This is a genomic window from Streptomyces sp. NPDC126497 (assembly GCF_040302425.1).
Classification (GTDB): domain Bacteria; phylum Actinomycetota; class Actinomycetes; order Streptomycetales; family Streptomycetaceae; genus Streptomyces.
This window is the reverse complement of the sequence record NZ_JBEORT010000149.1, coordinates 1-13,063: the sequence shown is the minus strand read 5'-3', so window position 1 is coordinate 13,063 and position 13,063 is coordinate 1. Positions and strand designations below refer to the sequence as shown.

Genomic DNA, 13,063 nt, shown 5'->3' with positions numbered 1-13,063 from the left:
GGGCGGCTGCGTGCACGACGGGCGCGCGGAGACCCTGACCCGCCGCGCCGGAGCGGCGGCGCCCGCGTTCGGCGCCGTCCTGCACGAGCTGTGCGCGGGGCTGAGGAACGAGGCGTCCCCGGCCTCGCTCGCCAGGGGACGGTGAGACCTCGCCCGGCGGGAGCCCGCCCCGTGCGCACCCCGTGAACGCGTCCGTGCGGATGCGCCGCCCGTGCTCCCGCCCGGCGCCGCCGGCCGGTGTCACCCCCGGTGCGCACGGGCGGCGCCCCGTGCGGCCGTCGCCCGGAGCCGGCCCGTCGCGCGGGAGCCGCCCGGCACGGGGGGCGGGCCGACCGGCGGCCACGAGCACGCCGCGCCCGACGCCCCGCCGGGCGCGGCGTGCGCGTCAGGCGTCGCGCATCAGCTCCGCGAGCTCGTGGTCCAGGTCGAGCCGGAGGTGCTCCAGACCGGTCGGCACCAGCTCGCCGGTGGCCTCCAGGAACCGGCGCAGCTCGCCCGAGCGGACGTGCACGACGGCGGTCCCCTCGGGAGCGTGGAACTCCAGCACGGTGCGGTCGTAGCCGTACGGGCGCACGCGGACGTCGCCCTGCCCCTCGGGCTCCTGCATCCCCGCGGCGAGCAGCTCGCGGGCGAAGGTCCAGCACACCTCGACGCCCTCCAGGGTGGCGGGCGCGGGGAAGGTCATGCGGACGGCGAACGGGTCGTCGCGGTCGTAGTGCAGGGTGGCGGGAATGCTCGGCATCCGCGGCGCGGCGGCGACGAGACGGGCCTCGACGGTCTGCTCGATGACGGTGGACAACGCCTTGCTCCCTCATGACGGCTGGACGGGCTTCCGGGGGCGGATCGGGTCGGCTACTGGATGAGACGACGGAATCGGCCAATCCGTGCACACGCAAGGCGAGTGACCTCTGTCACCGCCTTCATGCACCCGAGTGACACGGCTCTTCCCGGGCGTCCTCCGGGGCACTCGTGCCGCCGATGCGGGTACCCGCCCGTCGTACCCGAGAGGAAGTGAGCGGACATGCCACGCGGTTCCAGCCCCAAGCGGGAACGCCAGTACGAGCACATCAAGGACAGCGCCGAGGACCGGGGCGAGAGCACCGGGCGCGCCAAGGAGATCGCCGCCCGGACGGTGAACAAGGAGCGCGCCCGGTCCGGCGAGTCGAAGACGGCCAGTCGCACCTCCACGCGGGACATGTCGTCCGGCGAGCGCGGAGGCCAGCGCTCCGGCAAGGGCTCCCAGGGGCCCACGCGCGACCAGCTGTACGAGGAGGCCAGGAAGCGCGGCGTCGAGGGCCGTTCGAACATGAACAAGAGCCAGCTCCAGCGGGCGCTCGGCAAGTGAGCCGCCCCGCGCGGAGGGGACGGACCGGGAGGCGCCCTCCGCGCGGAGCACGCGCGCCCCGTAGGCTCGGGGCACCATGACGACCGTACGCACACCGGCCGACTGGCCCGTGACCGAGGAAGAGGCCCGCCGCGTCCAGGACGCACTCCGCGCGCGGGTGGTGCTCGACGAACCGGGCCCGCCGCCCGGCACGGGCCACGTCACCGGGGTCGACGTGGCGTACGACGACGAACGGGACGTCGTCGCCGCCGCGGCCGTCGTCCTGGACGCGGCGACCCTCGACGTCGTCGCCGAGTCCACGGCCGTCGGCCGGATCTCCTTCCCGTACGTCCCCGGACTGCTCGCCTTCCGCGAGATCCCCACCGTGCTGGCCGCCCTCGACGCCCTGCCGTGCCCGCCCGGCCTGGTGGTCTGCGACGGCTACGGCCTCGCCCACCCCCGCCGCTTCGGCCTCGCGAGCCACCTCGGCGTCCTCACCGGGCTGCCGACGGTCGGCGTCGCCAAGAACCCCTTCACCTTCACCCACGACGAGCCGGGCGCCCCGCGCGGCAGCGCCTCCCCGCTGCTCGCCGGCCGCGAGGAGGTCGGCCGCGCCCTGCGCACCAGGGACGCCGTCAAGCCGGTCTTCGTCTCGGTCGGCCACCGCGTGAGCCTGGACAACGCCTGCGCCCACACCCTGGCCCTGACCCCCGTCTACCGCCTTCCGGAGACCACCCGCAGGGCCGACGCCCTGTGCCGCCGCGCCCTGCGCGAGACCGTTCCCTTCCAGACCCCCCGGGGCGTCCCCTCGGCGTGATCCGGGGGGCGCGCCGTTCTCGGGGAGGGGGCGACGCACGGCGCGTGGAGGGCGACGGGCCGTGCCGTGTGCCGTCGCCGTGCCGGCCGGGCCGGATCGGCGGCGTGATCCACCCGCCGGCCCGGTGGCTGCCGCAGCTCCTGCCGGGCCCCGCCGTCAGCGGGTCGCGGCGACGCGGAAGCGGATGCCCGCCGCGCGGAGGCGCTCGATCAGCGCGTCGCCCATCGCCACCGCCGTCGTGACCTGGCCGGCCGTCGGCGGGAGGTCGTCGAAGGCCAGGCAGAGGGCTCCCTCGGCCAGCATCTTCGCCGTCTCGTCGTAGCCGGGGTCGCCGCCCGCGACCTCCGTGTACACCCGGCGTCCGCCGCCCTCGCCGACGAAGCGGACGGTGAACCAGCTCCGGGCGCGCTTCTCGGCGCCCGGACCGTCGCCGGACCCCAGCCGCCCGGCGAGCCGGCGCCGCAGGGGCGGGAACTGGGCCGCCGCGACCAGCGCGCCCACGGCCGCCACCCCGCCCACCGCCACCGGCAGACGCCGCACGGCCGCGTAGTGCCGGTAGCGGAAGTCCGGGCCGTACCGTTCGAGCGCGCTGGCCGAGCGGCGCACGATCTGCCCGTCGACGGTCGGCAGGGGAAGGGCCCAGGCGCCGGCCTCCGGCGCGTAGCGCGGCGCGCCGAGCGGGGCCGAGGTCCGGCGGCCCACCAGCCGCGGTTCGTGGTACCGGCGCTCGCGGGCCGCCGCGCGCAGCCCGCGGTGCCGGGCGAACTGGTTCAGCGCGGAGGCGAAGGTCCCGCCCGAGAAGGCCGCGTCGGCGGTCACGAAGCCGTCCACGGTCAGCGGCACCCCCTGAGGGAGCTGACGCACGGTGAAGTACGCGCCCAGGTCGTGCGGCACCGAGTCGAAGCCGCAGGCGTGCACCAGCCGCGCCCCGGTCTCCCGCGCGCGTGCGTCGTGCCGGACGTACACCAGGTCCACGAACTCCGGCTCCCCCGTGAGGTCGACGTAGTCCGCCCCGGTGTCCGCGCAGGCGGCGACGAGATCCTCGCCGTACTCCAGGTACGGGCCGACGGTGGTGGCGACCACGCGCGCCTGCTCCGCGAGGGCGCGCAGCGAGGCCGGGTCGGACACGTCCGCGTGCAGGAGCCCGACCTCGGCGCCGCCGGGCAGCCGCTCCCGCAGCCGCTCCAGCTTCTCCGCGCTGCGGCCGGCGACCGCCCAGCGCAGCCCGGCGGGGGCGTGGCCGGCGAGGTACTCCGCGGTCAGCGTGCCGACGAAGCCGGTCGCTCCGAAGAGCACGATGTCGTACGGACGGTCCGTCCTGTTCAGCCTGCTCATGACACCCCTTGGTCGTGCGGCCGCGCCGCTGTCGGTGGCCGAGGCTAGCGTGAGGGGTGCGGAGCCCGACGACGAGCCCGGAGGAAGCCGATGGCCGTGCCCCGAACGCCCCGGAGAAAGGGGAAAAGGGTGCCGCCGCGCCCCGGTGCCCACGTGGTCGCCCAAGTCCGGCGCACGCGGCGCGGCGTCCCTCCCGGCACCGGGGAGGGATGCCGCGCCGTAAAGTGGCCAAGCGCTTGCTCGCCTGCTCTTGTGCCGGGTGGGACACGTTTCTAGCATCGTAGGTGTTACACCGGGAGTGTCACAGCCGATGGAGGCTCGATGACGGAGGCGAAGACGCCGGGGCACGGCCCGCTCAGCGGCGTGCGCGTGGTCGAGCTGGCCGGGATCGGCCCCGGTCCGTTCGCCGCCATGCTCCTCGCCGACCTGGGCGCCGACGTCGTGCGCGTGGACCGTCCGGGCGGCCCCGGACTCGGGATCGACCCCGCCCTCGACGTGACCAACCGCAACAAGCGTTCCGTGCTCGTCGACCTGAAGGCCCCCGACGGCCCCGCCCGCGTCCTCGACCTCGCCGCCCGCGCCGACGTCCTCCTCGAGGGCTACCGTCCCGGAGTCGCCGAGCGCCTCGGCGTCGGCCCCGGGGAGTGCCACGCCCGCAACCCGCGCCTGGTCTACGGCCGGATGACCGGCTGGGGCCAGCACGGACCCCTCGCCGACCGTGCGGGCCACGACATCGCCTACATCGCCCTCACCGGCACCCTCGGCATGATCGGCGCCCCGGACGGGCCCCCGGTCGTCCCGGCCAACCTGCTCGGCGACTACGCGGGCGGCTCCCTCTACCTCGTCGTCGGCGTCCTCGCCGCGCTGCACCACGCCCGCGCGACCGGCACCGGGCAGGTCGTCGACGCCGCCGTCGTGGACGGCGCCGCCCACCTCTCCGCGATGATCCACGGCATGCTCGCCGCCGGCGCCTGGCAGGACCGGCGCGGCGCCAACCTCCTCGACGGCGGCTGCCCCTACTACGGCACCTACGAGACCGCCGACGGCGGGTACATGGCGGTCGGCGCCCTGGAGCCGCGGTTCTACACCGAGTTCCTGAGCGTCCTCGGCATCGACGGCCGGACCGAGGCGCACGCCGACGTCACCCGCTGGCCCGAGCTGCGCGCCCGGGTCGCCGCCCGCTTCAGGACCCGCACCCGCGACGCGTGGACGGCCCGTTTCGACGGCTCCGACGCGTGCGTGGCGCCGGTGCTGTCCCTGCGCGAGGCCCCGCACCACCCGCACCTCGCCGCCCGCTCCACCTTCACCGACCACGCCGGTCTCACCCAGCCCGCACCGGCCCCGCGGTTCTCCGCGACCCCCACCACCGTCCGCACCGGGCCCGCCCGGCCGGGCGCCGACACCGACGACGTGGCCCGCGACTGGGACGTGCCCCGGCTGCTGTCCCCGTCCCCGGAGCCCTCGTAGCCCCGTAGGCCCCACAAGCCCCCGACCCCTCAGTGAAAGGCCCCCCGTGAGCACCGAAGCGTACGTGTACGACGCGATCCGCACCCCGCGCGGGCGCGGCAAGGCCAACGGCGCCCTGCACGGCACCAAGCCCGTCGACCTGGTCGTCGGCCTGATCCACGAGCTCCGCGACCGCTTCCCCGGCCTCGACCCGGCCGCCGTCGACGACATCGTGCTCGGCGTCGTCGGCCCGGTCGGCGACCAGGGCTCCGACATCGCCCGCATCGCGGCCATCGCCGCCGGACTGCCGGACACGGTGGCGGGCGTCCAGGAGAACCGCTTCTGCGCCTCGGGCCTCGAGGCCGTCAACCTGGCCGCCGCCAAGGTCCGTTCCGGCTGGGAGGACCTCGTCCTCGCGGGCGGCGTGGAGTCGATGTCCCGGGTGCCGATGGCCTCGGACGGGGGCGCCTGGTTCAACGACCCGATGACCAACCTCGCCACCAACTTCGTCCCGCAGGGCATCGGCGCCGACCTGATCGCCACCATCGAGGGCTTCTCCCGGCGGGACGTCGACGAGTACGCTGCCCTGTCGCAGGAGCGCGCGGCCACCGCCTGGAAGGAGAACCGCTTCGAGCGGTCCGTCGTCCCGGTGCGGGACCGCAGCGGCCTCACCGTCCTCGACCACGACGAGCACCTGCGCCCCGGCACCACCGCCGACTCGCTGGCCGGGCTGAAGCCGTCCTTCGCCGACATCGGCGAGCTGGGCGGCTTCGACGCGGTGGCGCTGCAGAAGTACCACTGGGTGGAGAGGATCGACCACGTCCACCACGCGGGCAACTCCTCCGGCATCGTCGACGGCGCCGCCCTCGTCGCCATCGGCTCCAGGGAGGTCGGCGAGCGCCACGGGCTCACCCCCCGCGCGCGGATCGTCTCCGCCGCCGTGTCCGGCTCCGAACCCACCATCATGCTGACCGGTCCCGCCCCCGCCACCCGCAAGGCCCTCGCCAAGGCCGGCCTGACCATCGACGACATCGACCTCGTCGAGATCAACGAGGCGTTCGCCGCGGTCGTGCTGCGCTTCGTGAAGGACATGGGCCTGTCCCTGGACAAGGTCAACGTCAACGGCGGCGCCATCGCGCTGGGCCACCCGCTCGGCGCCACCGGCGCGATGATCCTCGGCACCCTCGTCGACGAACTCGAGCGCCAGGACAAGCGCTACGGCCTCGCCACGCTGTGCGTGGGCGGAGGCATGGGCATCGCCACCGTCGTCGAACGCCTCTGAACCCGGCGACCCGCCACCTCACTCACGGAGACCTCCCCATGACCGAGAGCACCACCATCCGCTGGGAACAGGACCGCACCGGCGTCGTCACCCTCGTCATCGACGACCCCCACCAGTCCGCGAACACCATGAACCAGGCGTTCCGCGACTCGCTCGCCGTGATCACCGACCGCCTGGAGGCCGAGAAGGACTCCCTGCGCGGCGTCATCGTCACCTCCGCCAAGAAGACCTTCTTCGCCGGCGGCGACCTGCGCGACCTGATCCGGGTCACGCCCGAGACCGCCCAGCAGCTGTTCGACGGCGGCATGGCGCTCAAGCGCCAGATGCGCCGCATCGAGACCCTCGGCAAGCCGGTCGTCGCCGCGATCAACGGCGCGGCCCTCGGCGGCGGCTACGAACTCGCGCTCGCCTGCCACCACCGCATCGCCCTCGACGCCCCCGGTTCCAAGATCGGCTGCCCCGAGGTCACCCTCGGCCTGCTCCCCGGCGGCGGCGGTGTCGTCCGCACCGTCCGCATGCTCGGCATCACCGACGCGCTGCTGAAGGTGCTCCTCCAGGGCACCCAGTACAGCCCGCGCCGCGCCCTGGAGAACGGCCTGGTCGACGAGATCGCCGGCACGCACGAGGAGATGCTCGCCAAGGCCCGCGCCTTCATCGACGCCCACCCCGAGTCCGCCCAGCCCTGGGACAGGCCCGGCTACCGCATCCCCGGCGGCACCCCCGCCCACCCGAAGTTCGCCGCCAACCTGCCGGCCTTCCCGGCCAACCTGCGCAAGCAGACGGGCGGCGCCCCCTACCCGGCCCCGCGCAACATCATGGCCGCCGCCGTCGAGGGCGCCCAGGTCGACTTCGAGACCGCCCAGGTCATCGAGGCCCGCTACTTCGTGGAGCTGGCCGCGGGACAGACCTCGAAGAACATGATCCAGGCGTTCTTCTTCGACCTCCAGGCCGTCAACTCCGGCGCCAACCGCCCGAAGGGCGTCGAACCGCGCAAGGTGACCAAGGTGGCCGTCCTCGGCGCCGGCATGATGGGCGCGGGCATCGCCTACTCGTGCGCCCGCGCGGGCATCGAGGTCGTCCTCAAGGACGTCTCCCTGGAGGCCGCCCTCAAGGGCAAGGGGTACTCCGAGAAGCTGTGCGCCAAGGCCGTCGCCAAGGGCCGTACCAGCAGGGAGAAGGCCGACGCGCTGCTCGCGCGGATCACGCCCACCGCCGAGGCCGCCGACCTGGCCGGCTGCGACGCGGTCATCGAGGCCGTCTTCGAGGACACCGCCCTCAAGCACAAGGTGTTCCAGGAGATCCAGGACGTCGTCGCCCCCGACGCGCTGCTGTGCTCCAACACCTCCACCCTGCCCATCACCGCCCTCGCCGAGGGCGTCGAGCGCCAGGCCGACTTCATCGGGCTGCACTTCTTCTCACCGGTCGACAGGATGCCGCTGGTCGAGATCATCAAGGGCGGGCGCACCGGCGAGGAGGCGCTGGCCCGCGCCTTCGACCTGGTCCGGCAGATCAACAAGACCCCCATCGTCGTCAACGACTCGCGCGGCTTCTTCACCTCGCGCGTGATCGGGCACTTCATCAACGAGGGCGTCGCCATGGTCGGCGAGGGCATCGAGCCCGCCTCCGTCGAGCAGGCCGCCGCCCAGGCGGGCTACCCGGCCAAGGTGCTCTCCCTGATGGACGAGCTGACCCTCACCCTGCCGCGCAGGATCCGGAGCGAGACGAAGCGGGCCGTCGAGGAGGCCGGCGGCACCTGGACCGCGCACCCCGCCGAGGCGGTCGTGGACCGCATGGTGGACGAGTTCGGCCGCCCCGGCCGCAGCGGCGGCGCCGGCTTCTACGAGTACGGCGAGGACGGCAGGCGCGGCCGCCTGTGGCCGGGGCTGCGCGAGCACTTCACCGAGCCCGGCCACGAGATCCCCTTCCGCGACATGCAGGAGCGGATGCTGTTCGCCGAGGCGCTGGACACCGTCCGGCTCCTCGAGGAAGGCGTGCTGACCTCCGTCGCCGACGCCAACATCGGCTCCCTCCTCGGCATCGGCTTCCCGGGCTGGACCGGCGGCGTCCTGCAGTACATCAACGGCTACGAGGGCGGCCTGCCCGGCTTCGTGGCCCGCGCGCGGGAACTCGCCGGACGCTACGGCGAGCGCTTCACCCCGCCGGCGCTGCTGGTGGAGAAGGCGGAGAAGGGGGAGACGTTCACGGACGGCCGCTGACACGGGGCCCTGCCCGGCACCCGCGGTGCGGTGCCGGGCAGGGGTTCCAGGAGCCGTCCGGGGTCCGCGCGAAGCGGCGTCCCCGGCGTGACGGACGTATCCGATCAGCGTTCCCGCGGGACGCCGCCCAGCCACTCCCGCAGCTCCTCGCGCAGCGACCGCTGAAAGGTCGTCAGCAGGGCCTGGACGATCACCGGCTGCATGGAGGCGGACAGCGACCTGACGTCCTGCGCGGCGCGCTCGGAGACCTCGTCGTGAAAGAGCCGCGACAGCTCGTGCGCGGCGGCGCGCGAGTGCTCGATCAGGACGTTGCGCGCGGCGAGGATCGCCTCCTGGGACAGCGGCACGTCCAGCAGCCCCACCCCGAGCCGCAGCAGCCCGAGGTCGGCGCGGTAGCCGCCGTCGCCGGCCTCGATCACGCCCATCGCGACCAGCCGCTCCACGTCGCCGTCGGTGAGCGCCCGCCCCGCCCGCCGGTCCAGCTCGGCCCGGCTCACCGTCGCCGTGGACTCCGGCGCCCAGGAGGCCACGACGGCCCGGTGGACGGCGAGGTCGTGGGCGTCCAGGTCGGGCGGCAGCCGGTCCAGGTACCGCTCGATCGCCGCCAGCGTCATGCCCTGCTGCTGGAGCTCCTCGATGAGCTCCAGCCGGGCCAGGTGCTCCCGCCCGTAGTGGCCGACCCGCCGGGGACCGATCGCCGGCGGCGGCAGCAGCCCCCTGGTGCCGTAGAAACGGACCGTGCGCACGGTGACGCCGGCTCGGGCCGCCAGTTCGTCGATCGTGAGCGGCTGCTCGGTCTCGGTCGTCATGCGCAGCAGTATCGCTGTCCCACCACCGCTGTGACACCCGGACCGGCCGGAAGCCGCCGCTCCCCGCGTCCCCGGGGACCGGTGGAACACGTCCTCGCGGCATGTCACCCGGTGGAGGAGGCCGGTACGTCCCGGCGCCGAGGTGAGTTTTGCGCCAAAGGTGGTAGGGGCGTAAAGGGAGGAGCGCCCTCCGTCCCACGGCTCTGAGGAAAGGTGCCGAATGTGACGCACGACCAGCACAGCGACAAGGACGACACGGCGGGCCCGCTGCCGGGTTCCGAGGCGGGCCTGCCGGGCCGGGAGCGCCCGCGGACCGACCGGGTGGTGTTCGGCGTCACCGCCGTGCTCACCCTCGCGTTCGTGCTGTGGGGCGCCGTCGGGACGGACTCGCTCGAGAACGTCTCCAGCAGCGCGCTCGGCGGGCTGATGCACAACGGCGGCTGGGCGTTCATGCTGGCCGCCTCCGGCTTCGTGGTCTTCGCCCTCTGGCTCGCGGCCAGCCGCTACGGCCGGATCCACCTCGGCGCCGAGGGGGAGAAGCCGGAGTTCCGCACGGTGTCGTGGATCGCCATGATGTTCAGCGCGGGCATGGGCATCGGCCTGATGTTCTGGGGCGTGAGCGAACCGCTGGCGCACTACACGACGCCCCCGCCGGGCACCCACCCGGCCGACTCGGGCGCCCGTATGGAGACGGCCATGGCCACCACCCTGTTCCACTGGACGCTCCACCCGTGGGCGATCTACGCGGTGGTCGGCCTCGCCATCGCCTACAGCACCTTCCGCCGCCGCCGCCGGCAGACCATCAGCGCCGTGTTCACCCCGCTCATCGGCGAGAGGAACGCGAACGGCGTCGGCGGCCGGGTCATCGACGTGCTCGCCATCATCGCGACCGTCTTCGGCTCCGCGGCCTCGCTCGGCCTCGGCGCCCTGCAGATCGGCTCCGGCGTGGAGAAGCTCGACTGGCTGGACAAGGCCGGCACCGGGCTGCTGGTCGGCATCATCGCGGTGCTGACCGTGGCGTTCGTGGCCTCCGCGGTCTCCGGTGTGGAGAAGGGCATCCAGTGGCTGTCGAACACCAACATGGTGCTGGCCCTGGTCCTCGCCGTCTTCGTGTTCGTCGCGGGCCCCACCATCCTCGTCCTCGACCTGCTGCCGGCCTCGGTCTTCGGCTACCTCGGCGACCTGCCCCAGCTGGCCGGCCGCACCGAGATCAGCGGCGGCAAGGACGTCCCCGCATGGCTGGGCAGCTGGACCGTCTTCTACTGGGCCTGGTGGATCTCCTGGACGCCCTTCGTGGGCATGTTCATCGCCCGCATCAGCCGGGGCCGGACCATCCGCCAGTTCATCGGCGGGGTCATCCTGGTCCCCAGCACGGTCAGCCTGGTCTGGTTCGCGATCTTCGGCGGCTCGGCGATGAAGCTGCAGGAACAGAACCGGCTCGGCGACGAGACGACCCCCGAGGGCCGGCTCTTCGCCGTGCTGCAGGAGTACCCCGTCGCCACCGCCAGCAGCCTGCTGGTGATGGTCCTCGTCGGCATCTTCTTCGTCTCGGGCGCCGACGCCGCCTCCATCGTGATGGGCACGCTCTCGCAGAAGGGCGCGCTCGAACCCAGCCGCTGGGTGGTGGTCTTCTGGGGCGTGGTCACCGGCGCGGTGGCGGCGATCATGCTGCTGGTCGGCAGCGGGCAGGGCGACGCGCTGACCGGTCTGCAGAACCTCACGATCCTCGCGGCGGCCCCGTTCGTCGTCGTGATGCTCTTCATGTGCGTGGCCCTCATGCGCGACCTGCGCGGCGACCCGCTCATCGTGCGGGGCGAGATGGGCTCCGAGGCGGTGGAGCTCGCGGTCATCGAGGGCCACAAGAAGTACGACGGCGAATTCGAGATCCGCGTGGGCCCGGGCCGCGGCCCGGACGTGGAGGGCGACCCCATCGGCACACACTGACGGGACCCCGGCGGGACGAGCGCGCCGCCCCGGGGCTCGGCGCCCCCACGGCGTCGGCCCGTTCCGCCTGGACGGCAGGGCGGTCGAGGGCGGGGCGCACCCCGTGGCGCGCGCCGACGGGACGGTACGGGTGACGGAGGCGGGGCGGTGGGAACCGGGGCGCGGCCGGCCGCGCACGGCCATTAGGATCGGCGGTCTGATGACTGCCACCCTCGTCGCCAAGAACCTCGCCGCCGGGCACGGCGACCGTTCCCTGTTCACCGGCCTCGACCTCGTCGTCGCGCCCGGCGACGTGATCGGCCTGGTCGGTGCCAACGGCGCGGGCAAGTCCACGCTGCTGCGCCTGCTCGCCGGCCTCACCGCGCCGGAACGGGGCGAGCTGCGCCTCTCCCCGCCCACCGCGACCGTCGGGCACCTCCCGCAGGAGCCCGAGCGCCGGCCCGGCGAGAGCGTACGGGCGTTCCTGGCCCGCCGCACCGGTGTCGCCGAGGCCCAGCGCACCATGGACGAGGCGACCCAGGCCCTGGTCGACGGCGCGCCGGGCGCGGACGACGCGTACGCCACGAGCCTGGAGCGCTGGCTGTCCCTGGGCGGCGCCGACCTCGACGAGCGCGCCGAGGAGGTCGCCGACTCCCTCGGCCTGGCCGTCGGCCCGGACCAGCCGATGACCTCGCTGTCCGGCGGCCAGGCGGCCCGCGCCGGGCTCGCCTCCCTGCTCCTCTCCCGCTACGACGTCTTCCTCCTCGACGAGCCGACCAACGACCTCGACCTGGACGGCCTGGAACGCCTGGAACGCTTCGTGACCGGCCTGCGCGCCGGCACGGTCGTCGTCAGCCACGACCGCGAGTTCCTCACCCGCACGGTCACCAAGGTCCTCGAACTCGACCTCGCCCAGCGGCGGGTCAACCTCTACGGCGGTGGCTACGAGGCCTATCTGGAGGAGCGGGAGGTGGCCCGCCGGCACGCCCGCGACGAGTACGAGGAGTTCGCCGACAAGAAGGCCGCCCTCCAGGACCGGGCGCAGATGCAGCGGGCCTGGATGGACAAGGGCGTGAAGAACGCGCGCCGCAAGGCGGGCGGCGACAACGACAAGATCGGCCGCAAGTTCCGCAGCGAGGCCAGCGAGAAGCAGGCCGCGAAGGCGCGTCAGACCCAGCGCATGATCGAGCGCCTCGACGTGGTCGAGGAGCCGCGCAAGGAGTGGGAGCTGCGCATGGAGATCGCGGCGGCTCCCCGCTCGGGCGCGGTCGTCGCCACCCTCCGGGACGCCGAGGTCCGCCGCGGGGACTTCACCCTCGGTCCGGTCTCCCTGCAGATCGACTGGGCGGACCGGGTGGCCGTCACGGGCGCCAACGGCGCGGGCAAGTCCACGCTGCTCGGCGCCCTGCTGGGCCGCGTCCCGCTCGACGCCGGGCACGCCGCGCTGGGCTCGGGCGTGCTCCTCGGCGAGGTGGACCAGGCCCGCGCGCTGTTCCACGGCCCGCAGACCCTGCTCGACGCGTTCCGCCCGGCGGTGCCGGATCTGGAGCCGGCCGACATCCGCACGCTGCTGGCCAAGTTCGGCCTCAAGGCGGACCACGTCGTGCGCCCCGCGGCCTCCCTCTCCCCGGGCGAACGCACGAGGGCCGCGCTGGCCCTGCTCCAGGGCAGGGGAGTCAACCTCCTGGTCCTCGACGAGCCGACCAACCACCTGGACCTGCCGGCCATCGAGCAACTCGAATCAGCCCTGAACGCCTACCGGGGCACCCTCCTGCTGATCACCCACGACCGCCGCATGCTCGACGCGGTCGAGGTGACCAGGCGCCTGGAGGTCACCGACGGCAAGGTGACGGAGAACCCTGCCTGACCGCGCCCGCCCGTGCCGCCGGGGCGGCACGGGCGGGCGCGGCG

The 13,063-nt window shown here is 74.1% G+C and carries 10 protein-coding genes; 7 read left to right on the top strand and 3 right to left on the bottom strand.

The features are described from left to right. Positions 1–385 precede the first annotated feature (385 nt). Entirely contained in the window at positions 386–799 is a 414-nt protein-coding gene (gene ssgD, locus ABTY20_RS33515; RefSeq protein WP_352000921.1) for a spore wall synthesis regulator SsgD, read from the bottom strand. A 222-nt stretch (positions 800–1,021) separates the two neighbouring features. On the opposite strand from ssgD, the gene ABTY20_RS33510 reads away from it, so the two are divergent. Then, on the top strand, positions 1,022–1,345 hold the full coding sequence (locus ABTY20_RS33510; protein ID WP_352000920.1) for a plasmid stabilization protein: 324 nt from the start codon (positions 1,022–1,024) through the stop codon (positions 1,343–1,345). A gap of 76 nt (positions 1,346–1,421) precedes the next feature. Next, positions 1,422–2,141 (top strand): endonuclease V, encoded by a 720-nt coding sequence (locus ABTY20_RS33505; RefSeq protein WP_352000919.1) that lies wholly within the window; start codon positions 1,422–1,424, stop codon positions 2,139–2,141. 156 nt (positions 2,142–2,297) lie between these two features. On the opposite strand, the gene ABTY20_RS33500 is transcribed toward ABTY20_RS33505, so the two are convergent. After that, positions 2,298–3,476, bottom strand: a complete 1,179-nt coding sequence (locus tag ABTY20_RS33500) for a saccharopine dehydrogenase family protein (RefSeq protein WP_352000918.1) — start codon at positions 3,474–3,476, stop codon at positions 2,298–2,300. Between the two features lie 321 nt (positions 3,477–3,797). On the opposite strand from ABTY20_RS33500, the gene ABTY20_RS33495 reads away from it, so the two are divergent. Genes ABTY20_RS33495 through ABTY20_RS33485 form a run of 3 tightly spaced genes read left to right on the top strand, consistent with a single transcriptional unit; the run spans position 3,798 to position 8,420 of the window. Then, positions 3,798–4,943 (top strand): CaiB/BaiF CoA transferase family protein, encoded by a 1,146-nt coding sequence (locus ABTY20_RS33495; RefSeq protein WP_352000917.1) that lies wholly within the window; start codon positions 3,798–3,800, stop codon positions 4,941–4,943. Between the two features lie 46 nt (positions 4,944–4,989). After that, a complete protein-coding gene (locus ABTY20_RS33490; RefSeq protein ID WP_352000916.1) occupies positions 4,990–6,204 on the top strand; it encodes an acetyl-CoA C-acetyltransferase in 1,215 nt (404 codons plus the stop codon). A 38-nt stretch (positions 6,205–6,242) separates the two neighbouring features. Further along, positions 6,243–8,420, top strand: a complete 2,178-nt coding sequence (locus ABTY20_RS33485) for a 3-hydroxyacyl-CoA dehydrogenase NAD-binding domain-containing protein (protein ID WP_352000915.1) — start codon at positions 6,243–6,245, stop codon at positions 8,418–8,420. A 104-nt stretch (positions 8,421–8,524) separates the two neighbouring features. Here the strand turns inward: ABTY20_RS33485 and ABTY20_RS33480 are convergent, their stop codons facing one another. Beyond that, positions 8,525–9,229 (bottom strand): MerR family transcriptional regulator, encoded by a 705-nt coding sequence (locus tag ABTY20_RS33480; RefSeq protein ID WP_352000914.1) that lies wholly within the window; start codon positions 9,227–9,229, stop codon positions 8,525–8,527. A gap of 222 nt (positions 9,230–9,451) precedes the next feature. Between ABTY20_RS33480 and ABTY20_RS33475 the strand changes: the two genes are divergently transcribed. Both ABTY20_RS33475 and ABTY20_RS33470 read left to right on the top strand, forming a co-directional pair. Then, positions 9,452–11,173, top strand: a complete 1,722-nt coding sequence (locus ABTY20_RS33475) for a BCCT family transporter (RefSeq protein ID WP_352000913.1) — start codon at positions 9,452–9,454, stop codon at positions 11,171–11,173. 199 nt (positions 11,174–11,372) lie between these two features. Further along, positions 11,373–13,019: an ABC-F family ATP-binding cassette domain-containing protein gene (locus ABTY20_RS33470; protein WP_352000912.1), complete on the top strand. Its 1,647-nt coding sequence runs from the start codon at positions 11,373–11,375 to the stop codon at positions 13,017–13,019. The last annotated feature ends 44 nt before the right edge of the window (positions 13,020–13,063 follow it).